This is a genomic window from Rhodococcus sp. 14-2483-1-1 (assembly GCF_002259335.1).
Classification (GTDB): Bacteria; Actinomycetota; Actinomycetes; order Mycobacteriales; family Mycobacteriaceae; genus Rhodococcoides.
Genome location: NZ_NPFX01000014.1, coordinates 395,375 through 413,853, shown reverse-complemented (window position 1 = coordinate 413,853; position 18,479 = coordinate 395,375). Strand labels below are relative to the sequence as shown.

Here is an 18,479-nt window from a genome sequence, read left to right as displayed (position 1 = left end):
CTGCGCTACGGCTCAGCCCCGTGCCGCCCGGATCGCCGGGGCCGACGAATGCGGTAGCAACCGACTCATGTCCGACGGCGTGATCACCTCTACGGTCGCCGATTCGTCCAACCGATACGGCTGCGTGGAGATGATGCCGGCGAGGTGTTTGCGCAGTCGCGACATCTCGGCCCGTACGGTGATCGCACGGCCGTCGTCGCCGAACAGATCTGCGGCCATCTGGGCGGCCGTTCGTCCGTGCCGATTCGTGGCGAGAAGGTACAGAATCTCGGCGTGCCGGGGCGTCGGCTCGTGGGTCCACTCCCCCACTTCGCTGCGGACCTCGATGCGAGGCTTCTGCGAATTGCGCAGGTCGATGCGAATTCTCGTCGACCCCACATCTGCGACGCCGGAAGTGGAGCCTGCGGAATAACTCTCGGGGGTGGGTCGCACCAGCCATCCACCGGGCAGGGGCTCGAAGTCGCACACGCCGAGGGTCGGCAACCAGAATCGGCCCGTCGCCAGATCTTCGGGAAGCAGGATGCGATTGCGCAGTGCCACCGATTCGACGGCCGCAACCCATCCGTTCGCGTCCACGGCCAGCGCCGGGGACTGCAACCGCGCGAGCATCGGTGCGGCCACCGAACGCAGTCGATCGAGGGTGGACCGATGAATCTCGCGTAGTTGGGACTCGGCCAACCGTGCGACGGCGTCGACCAGCGCGATGGTGGTGGGGTGCACCGTCTTGGCCGGACCGCTGACGTCGATGGCTCCCAGTACCTGACCGGTTCGCGGATCACGGATGGGTGCTCCGGCACACGTCCACGAATGATGGCTCCGCACATAGTGTTCGGCCGAGAAGATTTGCACCGCGCGCCGCGAGACCAGCGCAGTGCCGATGGCATTCGTGCCCACCGAGTCCTCCGCCCAGTTGGCCCCCTCGACGAATCCGAGATCGTCGGCGCGGTCGAGGACGGCCGTCGATCCGCTCCGCCACAACACGCGGCCGTGACGATCGGCGACGACGAGGATGTTGTCGCCGTCCTGCACCACCGATTCCAGGCCGCGGGCCAGATCGTCCAGGATGTCGAACAACCCCGATTCTCGACGGCTGAGCTCGAGATCGGAAACGTCCATCTGCGTCTCGGCGGGGTTGCCCAGTTCGGGGTCGATGCCCAGGGTCTGCAACCGCCGCCACGAGTCACCGATGACCTCGCGGGGACGCGCGGGCGACTTGCCGCCGGTCATGGTCGCGTCGTACACGGCAGTGAGAATCTGCGCGTAGCGGCGCGGGTCTTCGCCGGCCGCCAGCGCAGGTTCAGGACCTGTCGACTGCGTCATCACAGTCAATTGTGCTCCAGCTCACAGATCGACATCAACGGGGGTTACCGATAGACCAGCCCACCGTCGATCAACGGTGCCTGGCCCGTCATGTAGTCCGAGTCGGGTCCAGCGAGATACGAAACGAACGCTGCCACGTCCTCGGGCGTCTGCGCCCGACCGAGAGCGATACCGCCGACGAACTTGTCGTAGGTTTCGCCCTCCGCGGCGCCGGTCAGCTCGGCGAACCGTTTGTCGATGGTCACCCACATGTCGGTGCCCACCACTCCGGGGCAGTACGCGTTGACGGTGATGCCCTCAGCGGCATATTCCTTGGCCGCAGCCTGGGTCAGTGCCCGAACCGCGAATTTTGTTGCGCTGTAGACCCCGAGCATCGCGAATCCGTCGTGACCCGCGATGGACGACGCGTTGATGATCTTGCCCTTCTGACCGAGAGACTTGAATCTCGCTGCGGCAGCTTGGATTCCCCACAGCACACCGTCGACGTTGACGGCCCAGATCGTCGCGACGTCCTCGGGCCGAACATCGTCGAGCGGGGCCACTTGCGCAATTCCCGCATTGTTGACGATGACGTCGAAGCCGCCGAGCTCGCTGTGCGCGTGGTCGACGGCCGCGAACACCTGGTCGCGATCACTGACGTCGGCCACGAATGTCGTTGCCTTCGAGCCAGTTCGACGCACCTCGTCGGCCACGCCGGCAATCTTGTCCTCGTTCAGGTCCGCCAGGGCGATGTCGTGACCGTCGTTCGCCAACCGCAACGCGATGGCCCGGCCGATGCCCTGACCCGCTCCGGTCACCAACACCGCGCTCATGCGGATGCTCCAGTCGAAGGATCGACCAAAACCTTCATCTTCGTGCCTGCGTGCAGCGCCTCGAACCCGTCGTCGATGACGCCGTCGAGCGCAATCTTGTCCACCCAGCCAGTCGTGTCGTAGTGGCCCTGGCTCATCAGATCGATGACGGCCTCGTAGTCGGCGGAGGTGTAGCACAGCGAGCCCTGAATTCGGGATTCGTTCATCACCAGCTTCTGCAGCGGCGTGGTCAGAGGCTTTTCGTAGATAGCGACGCTGATCAGCGGCTTACGCGCACCGATACAACCGAGCGCGGCCTCGACGGCAGGTTGCACGCCGGCTGCGTCGTAGATGGCGTCGGCACCCTTGCCGTCGGTGAGGTCGGCAATGTAGGCCGGGATGTCGAGAGCTGTCGGATCGAGGGTCTTCGCTCCGAGGGCCTCGATCGATGCTCGACGCGTCGGCGACGGTTCGACCACGTAGACGTTGTCGAGTCCTTTGCCGCGCAGCGCGAACCACAGTCCGATGCCGATGGGCCCTGCTCCGAACACCATCGCGGTGTCCTCGGTCTTCGGATCTCCCAGTGTCGCAGCGTGATAGGCGACCGACATCGGTTCGACGAGCGCACCGAGTTCGAGCGAGACGTTGTCGGGCAAGGCGTGAATCATGTCAGTGGGGACCACGGTGTATTCGGCCATTCCGCCGTCGGACATCAGTCCGTGGAAGCCGATCTGCGCGCAGATGTTGTAGTTGCCCGCCCGGCACGGCCCGCAGTGTCCGCACCGATAGAGCGGCTCGATGGCGACGCGGTCGCCGACCGCGATGCCGGTCACGCCCGCGCCGAGCTCGGTGACGGTTCCCGAGAACTCGTGCCCGAGGATCAGCGGCATCTCCTGACCGGTCAGCGGATGCGGCGAGGTGGGGATGAAGATGGGGCCGGCGTAGTACTCGTGCAGGTCGGTTCCGCAGATTCCGTTGAACCCGATCTTGATCTTGACCTGCCCTTCACCGGGATGAGGCTCGGGGACGTCGGTGATCTCCACCTTGTTGGGTCCGTAGTACATAGCTGCGCGCATCGGTTTTCACTCCTGACTGGATTGGATGCACTCAGGTTTATGTGACCCGGAGCACAACCGCCAGGGTTGCACCACGTTGCACTGCGCCGGCCGCAGTGCAACCTCCCGCAACCCTGACGGTCGGGTGTGATTCAGCTCATAGTGACGGCGTCACCTTCGCCTCGAACGAAACGAGCAGCACATGACCGCTACCGCAGACCGCCCACTGAGCAAGCCGAAAATCACTCCACCACAGGGTAACTGGCTCGTGTTCGGAGTTGCCAACCTCGCCGTCGTGGTGGCCGTGTCGCTTGCGACGTGGTATCTGCTGGCCGACCCGACCACCAGTCCGTGGAACTTCTATCCCCTCCCCTTCAACGCCGCGCTGTTCTGGGCAATTCTGTTCATCGTGTTCATCGGATTCGATTGCGAATTCGCCGGATTCGACTCACTGAAGCAACCGATACGCGGGCTCACCATCCTGGCCTCGACGGCAGTGTTCGCCGTGGCCGTCACCTGGATCCTCGGTAGCGGCCTCGGGTCGTTGTATCCCGATTTCGCCGGCTCTCGGGAGGGCGGACTCGGCTATTTCGCCGGTGCGCTGTTCGTGCTGTTCGGTTTCGGAACCTGGGTGATGGTGGTCCTGAACTGGCAGCACTGGCCGTGGACCGTACTGCGTATGAAGCAACCGCTGATCGGGCTGTGCGAGATCGCCTTCGTTGCCGTCCCGACTCTCGCGCTGTACTTCGTGTTCGGACTGCCGTCGGTCTCGCTCTCGGCCACCGATCCACTGATGTCCGTCGACACCGCACTGGGCTGGTTCTACTCGATCGTCGTCTCGGTGATCCTCACCGGCCAGACCCTCGACAACTGGCCGTGGAAACTGGCCGGTGGCGGCGGACGGACCGCCCTGGCGGCAACGGTCGGCAACGCGGTTCTCGGCACCGCGATCTACTTCCTGATGGTTCCCCTGGCGAAGCTCCTGGTCGGGTCCGACGCCACCGCCGAGCTCGGCTCCGTCATCAAGCAGTTCCCGGCGCAGATCGGCGTGTGCTGGGCCTTCTGGATGATTTTCTGGGCCAACGGCTTCGGTAATCGCTTCCCCGCGGCGGGGCGCGCGGTGCTGACCTTCGCCTTGGCCATCGGCACGTTCCTGGCCTACTACTACGTCGTCGCGGAGCACATACTGCACGAGCCCACCGTCGCCGCCGGGATCTCCGGGAACGCACTGGGATTCATCGACTGGCTGGTGCTCTGGACCTTGATCTACGTCGTCGGATTCCAGTCGTTGGGGTTGAAGAAGCTCTCGCCCGCCTGAGACGAACAGCCGAGACACGACCGGCGATCGACGTCGGTCGTGTTTATGCTCCGAGAACAACAGATGAGCCGATCTCTGGCCTCGCGAGCTCTATCGACACCCCCCTTCCGTCACTAGTGTCGTGGATCACAGCACTAGCGAGGGGATCCACACATGACGGTCATCGGGTACTTCCCGTGGCGTTCTTCGGCCGAAAGAGCAGATCGACCGTGCGTTCGCGACGACCACTCCGAATTGACGTACGCCCAATTCGCAGGGCGCGTAGATGTTTTCGCGTCACAGTTGGCCGCACACGGGGTCCGCACGAGCGACGTGATTGCCGTGATACTTCCCAACCGAGTCGAACTGATCATCGCGATCATGGCCGCGTGGCGTATCGGTGCGGTCGCAACTCCGGTGAACCCCACCTTGACGCCGTCCGAGGCCCATCATCAGATCACGGACTCGCGTGCGGTCATCGCGATCACCGACAGCGGCAGTCCGCGCGTCGACGGCATCGCCTGCCTCACCGTCGACGACATCTCGGCCGACGAACTCGGCTCCACCACATCATCGTTCGATGATCTCGGCTCGGTCGAACCCGGGTCCGACGACCTTGCGCTGCTGATCTATACCTCCGGATCCACGGGGCGTCCGAAAGGCGTCGAGCTGACCCACGCCAATCTGCAGTACATGGCGTCGGCGATGGCAACACATCTCGATCTGACCGCCGACGATCATTGCCTGCTCGTCCTGCCGCTCTTCCACGTCAATGCCATCTGCGTCAGCGTTCTCGCTCCATTGATCGCCGGAGGCCAGGTCAGCATCACCGGACGGTTCAGTCCAACGAGATTCTTCGAGGACGTGAAAGAGCTTCGCCCGACCTATTTCTCGGCCGTCCCCACGATCTACGCGTTGCTGGCCGCGCAGCCACCGGACCTCGAATCGGACTTCTCGTCCGTCCGATTCGGCGTGTGCGGGGCCGCACCGATCTCCAAGGAACTACTCGACCGCGCCGAGTCGAGATTCGGTTTCGCCCTCGTCGAGGGGTACGGCCTCACCGAGGGGACCTGCGCATCGGCGTGCAATCCTCCCACCGGACTCCGAAAGTTGGGAACCGTCGGTCCGGCACTGCCGGGCCAGAGCATCGCCATCGTCGACGAGGACGGCCACCACCTGCCCGTCGGAACCGTCGGTGAGGTGCTGATCTCGGGCCCGAATGTCATGCGCGGCTACTTCGGTCGCCCGGAGGAGACCGAACGGACCGTCGTCGACGGATGGCTGCACACCGGCGACGTCGGACACCTCGACGTCGATGGCTACCTCACCCTCGTCGATCGCATCAAGGACATGATCATTCGCGGTGGGGAGAACATCTATCCGAAGGAAATCGAGAATGCCCTCGCCACACATTCCGATGTGCTCGAAGTTGCCGTCGTGGGCGCACCGGACGAGGTGTACGGCGAAGTCCCCGTCGCGTACGTGGTGACCTACCCGGCCGCAACCGTCGGATCCGCCGATCTTCTGGACCATCTCCGTGATCTCGTCGCGAAAGTCAAACTGCCCGTTGCGATTCACCTCGTCGACGCGCTCCCGAAGAACCCCGTCGGCAAGATCGACAAACCCCGTCTGCGCACCGAACTCCGCTCCGCCGCCGCACCCGTCGGCTGACATTTCCAGCTCCGAACATCTCACTCACCAGCGTCCGATGCCGGTGAGGCGATCACCCGTACCCACACCACCCACACAGGAGTAACGACATGGGATTCAAAGAAGGAAACTTCCCGCCGGTCGACCCGGCCACCTTCCTCGATCTACCGTTCCGCGACCGACTGCGGACGATGTCGACCCACTGGGCCGACCACGGCTTCGGAACCCCGAAGATGGTGCACACCATCTACATTCTCAAACTCGCGGTCCTCTACCTCGCCATCGGCGTATCGATAGCCACCTTGACCTCCGGGCACAATCCTCTCGACTTCTCAGCGTGGTGGAACGAACCGATCGTGTACCAGAAGATCCTGCTGTGGACGCTACTCCTCGAAACGCTCGGCCTGGGCGGATCCTGGGGCCCGCTTGCCGGTCACTTCGAGCCGATGATGGGCGGCGCGCTCTTCTGGTTGCGCCCCAACACGATTCGCCTGCCACCGTGGCCGGGAAAGGTGCCCTTCACCTCCGGTGACAGCCGGACGGTCTTCGATGTCATCGTCTACGCCGCGATCGTGGGCAACATCGTTGCCGCACTGATCCTTCCCGGCGTGCACAGCAGCTCGATCGACTCTGCGATCGCGGACAACAACGGCCTGGTGCGGCCCGCACTGATGATCATCCTCGCCGCCCTTCTCGTCGTGATCGGGTTGCGCGACAAGGTCATCTTCATCGCCGCCCGCGGTGAGCAGTATTTCCCAGCCGTGCTGTTCTTCGGGCTACTGCCGTTCGTCGACATGATCATCGCCCTCAAACTGCTGATGGTCTCGGTGTGGGTCGGTGCCGGAATCTCCAAGCTCGGCCACCATTTCTCGATGGTCATTCCGCCGATGCTCTCGAACACCCCGTGGATCACCTCGACCCGTCTCAAGCGCGCGCATTACCGCAACTTCCCGGACGACCTTCGCCCGTCCACCATGGCCGGCGGCATCGGCCACGTCCTCGGAACGTTGGTCGAGGTCGCGACTCCGCTGGTCCTGCTCTTCACCACCAATGCCGTCGTCGCTCTCGCTGCCGCCGCACTGATGGTCGCGTTCCACCTGTTCATCACCTCGACGTTCCCGCTCGCCGTCCCGCTGGAATGGAATCTGTTCTTCGCGTTCGCGGCGGTGTTCCTCTTCCTCGGATTCCCGAACGCCGACGGTTTCGCCGTATGGAACTTCTCCTCTCCGGTGCTGCTGGCCGTCATCGTCGTTGCGCTCGTGTTCTTCCCGATCGTCGGCAACCTCCGACCCGATCTGGTCTCGTTCCTGCCCTCGATGCGTCAGTACGCCGGCAACTGGGCGTCGGCGACGTGGGCGTTCGCTCCCGGTTGCGAGGACAAGATCGACGAGTTCATCAAGCGGCCGAGCCAGAACACTCGCACTCAACTGCTGGCGACCTATCCGGCCGATGTCGCCGACGTGGTGATGCACCAGCTGCTCGGCTGGCGTTCGATGCACAGCCAGGGTCGCGCACTGTTCTCTCTGATGATGAATCACCTCGGCGAGGACATCGACACCTACACGTTGCGTGACGCCGAGTTCTCGTGCAATTCGATCGTGGCGTTCAACTTCGGTGACGGCCATCTGCACGACGCCAAGCTGATCGCGGCGATTCAACGCCGATGCAATTTCGCGCCGGGAGAATTTCTCGTGGTCTGGATCGAGTCGCAGCCCATTCACAAGAACTACCAGCAATATCAGGTCATCGATGCGGCTCTGGGAGTCATCGAACGCGGTACGTACAAGGTCTCCGATGCCATCGAGGAGCAGCCGTGGTTGCCGAACGGCCCGATTCCGGTGACTGTGACGTGGACACTGGACATCGACGCGAACCGCGCCGCCACCGATGCCGGCACCGTGAAGGAACCGAAGATGCGCGAGAACACCGCACGCCCCGCAGGCGACTCCGTCGTCGCGCCCACTCCGCAACGCGGCGAGCAGGTATGACCACAGCCGTGGTCGTCGGCAGCGGGCCGAACGGGCTCGCTGCCGCGGTACGCCTCGCTCGCGCCGGGGTCGATGTTCATGTTCTCGAGGCCGCGGACACCATCGGCGGGGGAACGCGCAGCGCCGAGATGACAATGCCGGGTGTGACCCACGATCTGTGTTCGGCGTTCCATCCGATGGGTGCGGGTTCGCCGTATCTGCGCACGCTCGACCTCGAGCGTTACGGTCTGCGGTGGCGACTGGCGGACATCGACTGCGCGCATCCGCTCGACAACGGTGATGCAGGATCGATCCACCGGTCGATAGAGGCAACGGCCGACGGTCTGGGTGTCGACGGGGTGCGCTGGAACCGGATGTTCGGGGACCTGGCCCGTAATTTCGACGTCCTCGCTGCCGACTTGATGCGCCCGATTGCGAACGTGCCGCGGCACCCGCTGGCCCTTGCGGCCTTCGGTCCACGCGCACTGCTACCGGCCACCGTGTCGGCGAAGTGGTGGCGAACGGACAAGGCGAGAGCGATGTTCGGCGGGCTGGCGGCTCACGCCTACTACCGATTGGACCGACCGGCAACGTCGGCCGTTGGGTTGATGCTCGCGGCCTCGGGTCATCGCTACGGCTGGCCGGTGGCCGAGGGCGGTTCCGGGGCGATAACGCAGGCGTTGGCGTCGATGCTGGCCGATCACGGCGGCAAGATCGACACCGGCGTTCGGGTACGGACGGCCTCGGACATTCCCCGATCCGACGTGGTCCTGCTCGATACGTCACCGCGCGGCGCTCTCGACATCTACGGCGATGAGGTGCCCTCTCGTATCGCGCGCTCCTACCGCAAGTTTCGTCGTGCTCCGGCCGCGTTCAAGATCGATTTCGCGATCGACGGACACGTACCGTGGACGAACGCCGCGTGCGGGCGCGCCGGCACCGTTCACCTAGGAGGTTCCTTCGAGCAGATCGCGGCGAGCGAGAAGGCGATCAATCTGGGCGTCATGCCGGATCGGCCGTTCGTGTTGGTAGGCCAGCAGTACGTGGCCGACCCGACGCGATCTGCCGGGTCGATCAATCCGCTGTACGCGTACGCCCATGTGCCCAACGGATTCACCGGCAACGCGACCGAGGCGATCATCGCCCAGATCGAACGATTCGCACCTGGATTCCGGGATATCGTCGTCGCCACCGTCGTCACCTCCCCGACCGAACTGGAGGCGTCGAATCCGAACTACCTCGGCGGCGACATCATCGGGGGCGCGAACACCGAACTTCAGGTGGTACTTCGACCTCGAGTTGCGTTGGATCCCTACAGTATCGGAGTTCCCGGCGTGTATCTGTGTTCCGCGTCGACTCCCCCGGGTGCCGGCGCACACGGAATGTGTGGATACAACGCAGCGGAGTCCGCGTTGCGACACCTACGGCGGCAGAAGAAGGACGTGGGGTGACGAACCTCGAACCCGAGGACCGTCGGGCGGTTGCCCGCAGCCGGCTTGCTCATGTGCCTGCGACGGCCCACGAGGACGTTCTCGCCGCCGTCGCACAGGTCGCACGGTCGCTGTCGGCGCGAGAACTCGACATGGTCCGGGCGATGACCTCGCTCATGGCGCACGATATCGATCATCTGGACGACGACCCCGTCCTCGTGCAGCTTCTCGAGGCCTCTGTCCACGGCAACATCTCGACGATCGTGCATGTACTGGCCAACGACATTCCGGTCGACCGCCTGCAGCCGACCACCGCAGCCGTCGAGTACGCACTGCGCCTTGCTCAACGCGATGTTCCGTCGAATTCGCTGGTGCGGGCCTATCACCTGGGCCAGAACGAAATGATGAGTATCTGCTTCGAGGAAGTGAAGAAGAACTCGAACGATTCGGAGCTCGATTTCGCTGTCCTGAAACATATTTCGGACGTCGTCTACAACTACATCGACTGGATAACGCTGTTCGTCTTCGACGCCTACGAGACCGAACGCATTCGGTGGATCGGTGCCAAGGGAACCGTTCATTCGTCGACCATTCACACACTGCTGGCCGACCGGAGCGGAACCACAACGACGTTCGAGGCCCACACCGGTTACCTGCTGAACCAGAATCATCTCGGTGTCGTCGTGTGGAGCGATGGATCGGACTCGACGACGACCCTCGGATCGATCGACGTCATTTCCCGCCGCGCCGCCGCGGCGATGCGCTCCGCAGGTCCGCCGATCGTCACCGCGATCGATCGCCGAACCGCGTGGGCCTGGATCCCCCTGGGTACCCGCACGCCGACGGTCGATACGGCCGAACTCGCCGCGGCCCTTCGCCTCGACCAGTCCACCCGCATGGCCGTCGGGCTACCGGGCAAGGGCGTCGACGGGTTCCGCCGGACCCACGAGCAGGCACGCGCCGCCTACTCCATCGCGTCGATACCCGGGACACCGGTGCGTGAGGTTCTCGGCTACGGCGACAAGAATGTGGCCATCGTGTCGCTGCTCGCCCAGGATCTCGATTCGGCCCGGTACTGGGTCTGGGAGACGCTGGGCACGCTCGCGGACGACACGCCCAACGCGGCCGTGCTGAGAGACACCCTGCATGCATATTTCGCGCACGACGAGAGTCATCTGCACGCCGCCCAGGAACTCAACGTCCACCGCAACACGGTGAAGTATCGGGTGACCAAAGCTCTCGAACTACACACGACCAGCGGGGACAAGCTCGATCTCGCGCTGGCACTGCAGGTGTGTCAGTTTCTGGGAGCCCTGGTCCTCAGGCCCAGTCAGACGTAGGCAGGTCACCCGAGCTCTCTTCTCGACGCGGTCGATACCTCGGCGCGCTGCAACCCACTGCAACTCTCGACTTCGCCACGGCGCGGGAGTGTGCTGGGTCACACAACGAGCACACTTTCGCCACGAGGAGTTTTCATGACGCAGACCATCGAACCGGTCGACATCACCCGCACACACACCCCGCAGGAACGGGTCGACGCCTGGCTGTCGAAGTTCGAGGACGCACTGGTCGCACGAGACATCCCCCGCGTTGCCGGCATGTTCGCCATCAGCAGCTTCTGGCGTGACCTCGTCACCTTCACCTGGAATCTCAAGACGGTGGAGGGCCGGGACGGCGTTTCCGACATGCTCTCCGAGCGGCTCGACGACACCGATCCGACGGGCTTTCACACCACGGAAGTACCCGACGAGGCGGACGGCGTCGTCTCGGCGTGGATCGAGTTCGAGACCGCAACGAGCCGAGGTAAAGGGCACTTGCGCCTGACGGTCGATGCCGACACCGGCGACGACGTGGCCTGGACTCTGCTGACGACCATGCAGGAGCTCAAGGGCCATGAGGAGCGTCAAGGCAAGTCCCGTATCAAAGGCGCGGTGCACGGCTCGAACGCCGATACCCAGAACTGGGCGGAGAAGAAGGAGATCGAGGAGAACGAGCTCGGCTACAGCGTGCAGCCGTACGCCCTCGTGATCGGTGGCGGTCAGGGCGGTATCGCTCTCGGCGCCCGGTTCCGGCAGTTGGGGGTGCCTGCGATCGTCGTCGATCGCGCCGAACGCCCCGGCGATCAGTGGCGTGGACGCTACAAGTCGCTGTGCCTGCACGACCCGGTCTGGTACGACCACCTCCCCTACCTGCCGTTCCCGCCGAACTGGCCGGTGTTCGCGCCGAAGGACAAGATCGGCGACTGGCTCGAGATGTACACCAAGGTCATGGAAGTTCCGTACTGGAGCAAGACCACCGCGAAGTCCGCCACCTACGACGAGGTGGCGAAGGAGTGGACGGTCGTCGTCGACCGCGACGGTGAGGAAGTGATCCTGCGGCCCAAGCAGTTGGTGATGGCCACCGGGATGTCCGGCAAGAAGAACGTCCCGAACTTCCCCGGCATGGACGAGTTCGAGGGCGAGCAGCACCATTCCAGCGAACACCCCGGTCCCGACGCATATGTCGGCAAGCGCGTAGTGGTCGTCGGTTCCAACAACTCCGCGCACGACATCTGCAAGGCACTGTACGAGACGGGCGTCGACGTGACGATGCTGCAGCGCTCGTCCACACACATCGTCAAGTCCGATTCGCTGTGTGAGATCGCCCTCGGGGATCTGTACTCCGAGCGGGCCGTCGAGTCCGGAATGACTACGGGCAAAGCTGATCTCACGTTCGCGTCGCTGCCGTACCGGATCATGCACGAGTTCCAGATCCCGGTGTATCAGCAGATCGCGGAGCAGGACAAGGACTTCTACGATCGCCTCGAGAAGGCCGGCTTCCAACACGACTTCGGTGACGACGGTTCGGGACTGTTCATGAAGTACCTGCGCCGCGGCTCGGGCTACTACATCGACGTCGGTGCCTCGGAGCTGGTCGCGGACGGCAAGATCAAACTCGTTGCCGGACAGGTGGAGCGGATCAGCAAGACCGGCGTCGTCCTCGAAGACGGTACCGAGCTGCCGGCCGACCTCATCGTCTACGCCACCGGCTACGGCTCGATGAACGGCTGGGTCGCCGACCTGATCGATCAGGAGACCGCGGACAAGGTCGGCAAATGCTGGGGCCTCGGGTCGGACACCACCAAGGATCCCGGCCCCTGGGAGGGCGAGCAGCGCAACATGTGGAAGCCGACGCAGCAGGAGAACTTCTGGTTCCACGGCGGCAATCTGCATCAGTCGCGACACTATTCGCTCTACCTCGCGCTCCAGATCAAGGCGCGCTACGAGGGTATCGATACCCCGGTCTACGGGCTGCAGGAAGTGCATCACCTTCGGTGACCCATGTGCGCGGAACCTCGTAGCAGAGTACGAGGTTCCGTGCACATGCGGCGCAGCCGCTCAGGTGCTCAGCGTATCCCGTCCCACACCGCGCGAGTCGCCGGCCGCGGGTCCAGAACGACTCCCGGCTCGTCCCCGAACATCATCACCGCACGGTCGGTGCCGTACGAGTCCCATCCGGGAGAGCCGTCGCGCACGAATTCGACCCAGGCACGGTGCATCTCGTCGGCAACCTTCTGCGGCGGATTCGGGCCGGTGATTCGTGCGGTCTCGGGCTTGTGCAGCATGTCGAACACGAACGGTATCTCGAGTGCATGGCAGGCCCCGAGCGCGCCGTCGAACAGTGATGAGCGCCAGGTGAATTCGTAGACGAAGGCGTTACCGGAGCGGGCCTCGACCAGTCGCGTGGCCGGGATACGAAAGAACCAGTCGGTCATGACGGCGATCATCAGCTCGCCGGCCGAGGCGTCGGGCAGCTGTTCGCGGTACCGGTCCAGCGCCGACGGGTCGGCTCGGTACCCGGCGAGGACCATCTTCACGTAGTCCTCGGTGAGGTGCGGGACAATCCCGGCCGGGACGATGAAGAACGCATGTTCCTCGCTGGTGGTTCCGATCAGCACGTCCACCTGTGCGCTCGCGCCATCACTGATGATTCGCGAAAACGGCAGCGCCGGAACGATATCACCGTCGATGTACGGCTCGAATGCCATCACGTTCAGGGCGAGCTCACCCCAGGCTCCGGTCGGAGCCTCGGCCGTGATTCGATCGGACAGTTCACGCTGAGCATCGACCAAGGCATCCACCGGCACCGACCCCAGGCTGTCGACCGTCGCCTCGACGCCGAGCGAGGCCGCCAACGCAGCGGATACCTTGGCGGCAGTCTCGGCGGTGATGACGTGGTGGCCGGCTCCGCTCTGCAGAATCGCCCGTTGGAAGAGTCCCTCGGCACGAGGCATCGACATCAGGGTGCCGACGCTCATCGCGCCGGCCGACTCTCCCGCGATGGTCACCCTGGCCGGGTCGCCGCCGTAGGCAGCGATGTGGTCGCGTACCCATTCGAGGGCCGCGACCTGATCGAGCATCCCGCGGTTGGCCGGGGCACCGTCGATCAGTGCGAAACCGTCGACGCCGAGTCGGTAGTTGATCACCACGGCCACGACGCCGTCGCGCGCGAAGGCGGATCCGTCGTACGTGGGAATGGCGTTGCTGCCGTTGACGAATGCGCCACCGTGGATCCAGACGAACACCGGTGCCGAGCCGCCGGCATCGGGGGTGAAGACGTTGACGTTCAGGCAGTCCTCGCCGGGCACCACCGGCTCACTGAGGATCTCGCTGGTCGGCGGACGGTAGCCCACCTTGGGAACGGTCGCCCCCAACTCGAGCGCGTCGCGCACTCCGTCCCACGTGGGCGGCGGCGACGGAGCCTGAAATCGGCGGGGTCCGAACGGAGCCTCGGCGTACGGCACTCCGAGGAACGAGGTGACGCCTGCGCCGGTCCGACCGCGAACTTGGCCCTGAGGTGTATCGACGGTGATCGTGTCCATACGTCCTTATTACCCTGTTCGCTTCGCCTTGTCGGTCGGACCGGCAACTTCGGTGCTCAGACCAGACGTGCCTCGGGCGAGCCCGTCTTGCCCGCGTCACGCTCGACGGAATCACCGAGGGCCTCGTCGATCTTCGCGAGCACGTCGGCGTCGAGGGTGACCTCGGAGGCCTTGATGTTCTCGGCGATCTGCTCCGGCCGCGAGGCACCGACGAGCGCGGCGGCGATGTTGTCGTTGGCCAACACCCATGCAACGGCCAACTGCGCCATGGTGATTCCCAGATCGTCGGCTATCGGCTTCAGCTGCTGCACCCGGGTGAGCGTCTGATCGTCGAGGTAGCGCGCGATCATCTTGTCGCCGCCCTTGTCGTCCTTGGCGCGCGAACCGTCGGGCAGAGGTTGACCGGGAAGGTACTTACCGGTGAGCACACCCTGGGCAATGGGCGACCAGACGATCTGCGAGATGCCCAGTTCCTTCGACGCCGGAATCACCTGATCCTCGATGACACGCCAGAGAGCCGAATACTGCGGCTGATTCGAGATGATCGAGAAGCCGTTCTGGCGGGCGAGTTCCTGCCCGGCGCGGAGCTGGTCGGCGGTCCATTCCGAGACGCCGATGTAGAGCGCCTTTCCCTGGCGGACGACGTCACCGAAGGCGGCGATGGTCTCTTCGAGCGGGGTCTCGACGTCGTAGCGATGAGCCTGGTAGAGGTCCACGTAATCGGTGCCGAGCCGACGCAGCGAGGCGTCGATGCCTTCGAGAATGTGTTTGCGGGAGAGTCCGGTGTCGTTGGGGCCCTTGGGTCCGACGGGGAAGTAGACCTTCGTGAAAATCTCGAGCGATTCCCGACGCTCGCCTTTCAACGCGTCGCCCAGCACCGTCTCGGCAGCTCCGTTGGCATAGACGTCGGCCGTATCGAACGTGGTGATGCCCGCATCGAGAGCCGCGCGTACGCACTGGGTGGCGATATCGTTCTCCACCTGTGATCCGTGCGTCAACCAGTTGCCGTAGGTGATCTCCGAGATCTTGAGTCCACTGTTTCCGAGGTATCTGTAAGCCATGCAGAAAACGGTACTCCGGTGATCAATTCAGTAGTGGCCGACGACCGAGGGCCCACATCCCGACGCCGGCGAGCACCACCGTCGTGAAGGCAACTCCCGTCGAGAGCCACAGGTCGATGCTGGGAGAGAACGTGCTCGTGTCGATCGACGTCAACGGTGTGTAGGCAGTCCAGCCGTAGGTGACGACCATCGGGACCGTGATCGCCACCGGAACCGCGAGGCCTAGCGTCAAGGTCGTGGGGGTCGAGGTCGTGGGGGTCGAGGGGGTGCACGAGACGTACAGGTAGGCCGCAGCTGCGGGGAAAACCACCAGACTAGCCACGTAGTGCACGTTGTCCAGCGGCGGGTACTCGAACAGTGCGGTCACACAGACCAGTGCCAGAGCAGTGATGCCGATCCACGAACGCCCCCAACGCATTCCGAGTGCCACACCGACTGACACGGCGAGTGCCGTGACGGCCACCAGCCCGAGTACCCAAACTCCCTCCGACACATCGATACCCACACCGGAAGTGGTGTTCGAGGTGAGCAGGACGGCGGTCCCGGCGAGAACGAGCCTGCCACCGCGGCCCGGCAGCAGAGCAGCGGCCGCGAACAGTACGGGTACGACGAGGATTCCGAAGTACCAACGACCGACGAACCCGTATTCGCTCTCAAACACGCTGAGCCCGAACAGTACATCGAGCAGAAGGCCACCGATCGAGACCAGCAGTATCGCCCCGACCGTACGGATGTTCCGCTCGGGTGACGAACAGTCGTCACCGCGGTCGACACGAGCTGCCAAGAACACCGTCAGCACCACGAGGGCGCAGAGGACCGGTACGACCACCGGAGTGCCGAGATCGGACTCGGGGAGGTAGTCGGCGTAGCGACGCGGGACACTCGCGTAGTGCAGAGCCTCGACCGCGCCTGCACTGAGCAGGCCCAGAAGGAACGACCCGATCAGCAGCGCTTGTCGAACTCGTGCACCGTTCGCCCGTACTGCAGTGCATCCCAGAAGAACTCCGCCTGCCACCACCTCGGCGAGGTCGGAGGGCATCAGCAGTGCCGTCACCCCGGCGACAACGGCAGCGGCGATGGACAGGCCGGCCAGAATACTGCGCCGACGAACGAGCATCGCCAGACCCGACGCCAGAATCACTGCTGCCGCAACTCCCCCTCCACCGCTGGAGAGCAGCACGCCGCCGACGCTGGTGTCGCCGAAAATGTCGACCCCGTCGGATTGCGACAGCAAACCGGCCAGCAGTCCGGAGAGCAGTAGTGCGAGCACAGCCATTGCCGAATTATGCACGGCCACCGCGGTAGTGACGGGAGGCTGCGAGGATCTTCTCCAGAGTCTCCGCGAAAGAGCGTAATTCGTCCTCACCCACCGCGGCACCCACGGCGTCCGACCACGCGTGTTGAGCATCTCTCAGTGCGGCGACTGTCTCGCGCCCCTTGGAGGTGGGTTCGAGTAGCTTGGCCCGCCTGTGGTGAGGGTTGTCGACGTAGACCGCCCAGCCTTTGTCCACCAACAGATTTGCCGTCCGCTGCACGCTCTGCCGTGCCAATCCCAACCCGACGCGTCGCGCGATATCAGCGACCGACAATGGCTCGTCCAGGGTGGCCCCCAGAACCTGCCACCAGGCCGGAGTCAGGCCCGTCGGCTCGGTGATGTCCTGTGCGGCAGCGAGAAATTCGCCGTTGAGCTCGAAAACGGGCAGCACTACCGCCGTCAGCGCATCACCCTCCGGGCTGCGGTCGGTCATGCCCCCGCCAGCTGGTCGTAGTACTTTCGCTCGCCTGTCGTGTACAGGCCGTACCAGGCATCGACGACGGGTTGCGGAAACACGTTCAGCCGCTCGAATACCAGCTTGGCGAACTCGATGGGTGCCGTCGCGCCGGCAGTGATGACCGTACCGTCGGACACCGCTTTGTCGTCTCGGTAGTGCTCGGCTCCGCTGTATTGCTCTGCAGCAGTGAGAAATTCGGCAGCATTAGACGTATGTGGCCGGTCGTTGAGCAGTCCGGTCCGAGCCAGCCCGTAGGTGGCACCGCAGATCGCCGCCACCGGGGTCCCCGCCGCAACGAGTGCGGCGGCAAGCTCGAGTACCGTGTCGTGCCCGGACTCCCAACTGCCCGCTCCCGGCAGAATCAACGCGTCGAGTGTCGGCAGATCCGCCAAGCCGACGTCCGGCGTGATGCGCAATCCTCCCATCGTCGTCACAGCCTCCCCCGTCTCCGAGGCGACGATCAGCCGGTTGGCTTCCGGGTCTTGTTCACGGGCCATGGCCAGGCCGGCGGTGAGGTACCCGTATTCCCAGTCGGCCATGGTGTCGGTGGCGTAGAGCGCAATGGTGGTCATCGGAACGTCCTCGCATCGATTGACAGTATGCTGTCAATCATCACCCCATTGACAGCAGGCTGTCAATACCCGGCAGCACCCGAGTGGCTCGCGCGCGCGGATTCACCTCGTCCAGATAGATCCGGCACGCCGCGTGATAGCGCTGGTCGAAGGCCATACCCGCGGCCACTTCACCCCCGAGCGCATCCGCATCCCGGGCTGTACCGCGAGCCCGTGCGACGTCCATCGGGGTGTCGACGAAGACCGTGTAGTCCCAGTAGTCAGGCAGCGGCGGCCGGTGCAGAAACGTTCCGTCCACCACGACGATCGTGTCGGTAGGCACCGGCTCAGGCGGATCTTCCACCGGCTCATCGGACGCCAGATCGATGATCCGACGCCGGATTTCGCCGCTTCCGGTCGGGCCCAACGGGATCAGCACCTGCGTACACAGCGCGTCGAAGTCGTATGCGTCCTGGTAGTAACCGACAGCCGACGCTCGCCCCTGCCGATACCGATAGGCGCGCCGGTGATGGAAACCGTCCATGGTCACATGAATCGCAGGACGCCCCTGCGTTGCAACAGCACTCACCAGCCACCGCGCACAGGTCGACTTTCCCGATGCCGTCACCCCGTCGATCGCCACACGTAGCGGGTGCCCCAGATCTAGAGAGATCACGTCCCGCACCATGTCATCACCGATGCCCATCCGACGAGGGTAGGCCGA

General features: G+C 64.3%; 15 protein-coding genes. 6 read left to right on the top strand and 9 right to left on the bottom strand.

Going from position 1 to position 18,479, the window contains the following annotated elements; genetic code table 11:
- Nucleotides 1-12: 12 nt before the first annotated feature.
- The 3 genes from CH294_RS13210 to CH294_RS13200 are packed head-to-tail and all read right to left on the bottom strand — an operon-like array spanning nt 13 to nt 3,187.
- Nucleotides 13-1,320, bottom strand: a complete 1,308-nt coding sequence (locus CH294_RS13210; RefSeq protein WP_032403747.1) for a GAF domain-containing protein — start codon at nt 1,318-1,320, stop codon at nt 13-15.
- A 44-nt stretch (nt 1,321-1,364) separates the two neighbouring features.
- Nucleotides 1,365-2,132: an acetoin reductase gene (locus tag CH294_RS13205; protein WP_094738196.1), complete on the bottom strand. Its 768-nt coding sequence runs from the start codon at nt 2,130-2,132 to the stop codon at nt 1,365-1,367.
- Complete coding sequence (locus CH294_RS13200; protein WP_094609356.1) at nt 2,129-3,187, bottom strand: 2,3-butanediol dehydrogenase; 1,059 nt, start codon at nt 3,185-3,187, stop codon at nt 2,129-2,131. The genes CH294_RS13205 and CH294_RS13200 overlap by 4 nt, the downstream gene beginning before the upstream one ends.
- 181 nt (nt 3,188-3,368) lie before the next feature.
- On the opposite strand from CH294_RS13200, the gene CH294_RS13195 reads away from it, so the two are divergent.
- The 6 genes from CH294_RS13195 to CH294_RS13170 all read left to right on the top strand — a co-directional run bounded on the left by CH294_RS13195 (nt 3,369) and on the right by CH294_RS13170 (nt 12,827).
- On the top strand, nt 3,369-4,484 hold the full coding sequence (locus CH294_RS13195; RefSeq protein WP_094738195.1) for a hypothetical protein: 1,116 nt from the start codon (nt 3,369-3,371) through the stop codon (nt 4,482-4,484).
- 153 nt (nt 4,485-4,637) lie between these two features.
- Entirely contained in the window at nt 4,638-6,134 is a 1,497-nt protein-coding gene (locus tag CH294_RS13190) for an AMP-binding protein (RefSeq protein ID WP_094738194.1), read from the top strand.
- Nucleotides 6,135-6,223: 89 nt separating this feature from the next.
- Complete coding sequence (locus CH294_RS13185; RefSeq protein ID WP_094738193.1) at nt 6,224-8,101, top strand: DUF3556 domain-containing protein; 1,878 nt, start codon at nt 6,224-6,226, stop codon at nt 8,099-8,101.
- Nucleotides 8,098-9,531: an NAD(P)/FAD-dependent oxidoreductase gene (locus CH294_RS13180; protein ID WP_094738192.1), complete on the top strand. Its 1,434-nt coding sequence runs from the start codon at nt 8,098-8,100 to the stop codon at nt 9,529-9,531. Before CH294_RS13185 ends, CH294_RS13180 begins: the two co-directional genes overlap by 4 nt.
- A complete protein-coding gene (locus CH294_RS13175; RefSeq protein WP_094738191.1) occupies nt 9,528-10,850 on the top strand; it encodes a helix-turn-helix domain-containing protein in 1,323 nt (440 codons plus the stop codon). Before CH294_RS13180 ends, CH294_RS13175 begins: the two co-directional genes overlap by 4 nt.
- Before the next feature lie 135 nt (nt 10,851-10,985).
- Entirely contained in the window at nt 10,986-12,827 is a 1,842-nt protein-coding gene (locus tag CH294_RS13170; RefSeq protein ID WP_094738190.1) for an NAD(P)/FAD-dependent oxidoreductase, read from the top strand.
- A gap of 68 nt (nt 12,828-12,895) precedes the next feature.
- On the opposite strand, the gene CH294_RS13165 is transcribed toward CH294_RS13170, so the two are convergent.
- Genes CH294_RS13165 through CH294_RS13140 form a run of 6 tightly spaced genes read right to left on the bottom strand, consistent with a single transcriptional unit; the run spans nt 12,896 to nt 18,461 of the window.
- Nucleotides 12,896-14,371 (bottom strand): carboxylesterase family protein, encoded by a 1,476-nt coding sequence (locus CH294_RS13165; RefSeq protein ID WP_094738189.1) that lies wholly within the window; start codon nt 14,369-14,371, stop codon nt 12,896-12,898.
- A gap of 56 nt (nt 14,372-14,427) precedes the next feature.
- A complete protein-coding gene (locus tag CH294_RS13160; RefSeq protein ID WP_094738188.1) occupies nt 14,428-15,432 on the bottom strand; it encodes an aldo/keto reductase family protein in 1,005 nt (334 codons plus the stop codon).
- A gap of 22 nt (nt 15,433-15,454) precedes the next feature.
- On the bottom strand, nt 15,455-16,708 hold the full coding sequence (locus CH294_RS13155; protein ID WP_094738187.1) for a hypothetical protein: 1,254 nt from the start codon (nt 16,706-16,708) through the stop codon (nt 15,455-15,457).
- Between the two features lie 7 nt (nt 16,709-16,715).
- Complete coding sequence (locus CH294_RS13150) at nt 16,716-17,180, bottom strand: helix-turn-helix domain-containing protein (protein ID WP_094738186.1); 465 nt, start codon at nt 17,178-17,180, stop codon at nt 16,716-16,718.
- The gene (locus CH294_RS13145) at nt 17,177-17,776 is read right to left on the bottom strand and encodes a DJ-1/PfpI family protein (RefSeq protein ID WP_094738185.1); all 600 of its coding nucleotides are present in this window, start codon (nt 17,774-17,776) and stop codon (nt 17,177-17,179) included. The genes CH294_RS13150 and CH294_RS13145 overlap by 4 nt, the downstream gene beginning before the upstream one ends.
- Nucleotides 17,777-17,816: 40 nt before the next feature.
- Nucleotides 17,817-18,461 (bottom strand): hypothetical protein, encoded by a 645-nt coding sequence (locus tag CH294_RS13140; protein WP_094738184.1) that lies wholly within the window; start codon nt 18,459-18,461, stop codon nt 17,817-17,819.
- Between the last annotated feature and the right edge of the window lie 18 nt (nt 18,462-18,479).

What these genes read in the sequence shown, in the direction of transcription:
- CH294_RS13140 (WP_094738184.1), bottom strand. Translation starts at nt 18,461, where the DNA reads ATGGGCATCGGTGATGACATGGTGCGGGACGTGATCTCTCTAGATCTG.
- CH294_RS13155 (WP_094738187.1), bottom strand. Translation starts at nt 16,708, where the DNA reads ATGGCTGTGCTCGCACTACTGCTCTCCGGACTGCTGGCCGGTTTGCTG.
- CH294_RS13165 (WP_094738189.1), bottom strand. Translation starts at nt 14,371, where the DNA reads ATGGACACGATCACCGTCGATACACCTCAGGGCCAAGTTCGCGGTCGG.
- CH294_RS13150 (WP_094738186.1), bottom strand. Translation starts at nt 17,180, where the DNA reads ATGACCGACCGCAGCCCGGAGGGTGATGCGCTGACGGCGGTAGTGCTG.
- CH294_RS13145 (WP_094738185.1), bottom strand. Translation starts at nt 17,776, where the DNA reads ATGACCACCATTGCGCTCTACGCCACCGACACCATGGCCGACTGGGAA.
- CH294_RS13170 (WP_094738190.1), top strand. Translation starts at nt 10,986, where the DNA reads ATGACGCAGACCATCGAACCGGTCGACATCACCCGCACACACACCCCG.
- CH294_RS13195 (WP_094738195.1), top strand. Translation starts at nt 3,369, where the DNA reads ATGACCGCTACCGCAGACCGCCCACTGAGCAAGCCGAAAATCACTCCA.
- CH294_RS13160 (WP_094738188.1), bottom strand. Translation starts at nt 15,432, where the DNA reads ATGGCTTACAGATACCTCGGAAACAGTGGACTCAAGATCTCGGAGATC.
- CH294_RS13200 (WP_094609356.1), bottom strand. Translation starts at nt 3,187, where the DNA reads ATGCGCGCAGCTATGTACTACGGACCCAACAAGGTGGAGATCACCGAC.
- CH294_RS13190 (WP_094738194.1), top strand. Translation starts at nt 4,638, where the DNA reads ATGACGGTCATCGGGTACTTCCCGTGGCGTTCTTCGGCCGAAAGAGCA.
- CH294_RS13210 (WP_032403747.1), bottom strand. Translation starts at nt 1,320, where the DNA reads ATGACGCAGTCGACAGGTCCTGAACCTGCGCTGGCGGCCGGCGAAGAC.
- CH294_RS13185 (WP_094738193.1), top strand. Translation starts at nt 6,224, where the DNA reads ATGGGATTCAAAGAAGGAAACTTCCCGCCGGTCGACCCGGCCACCTTC.
- CH294_RS13180 (WP_094738192.1), top strand. Translation starts at nt 8,098, where the DNA reads ATGACCACAGCCGTGGTCGTCGGCAGCGGGCCGAACGGGCTCGCTGCC.
- CH294_RS13205 (WP_094738196.1), bottom strand. Translation starts at nt 2,132, where the DNA reads ATGAGCGCGGTGTTGGTGACCGGAGCGGGTCAGGGCATCGGCCGGGCC.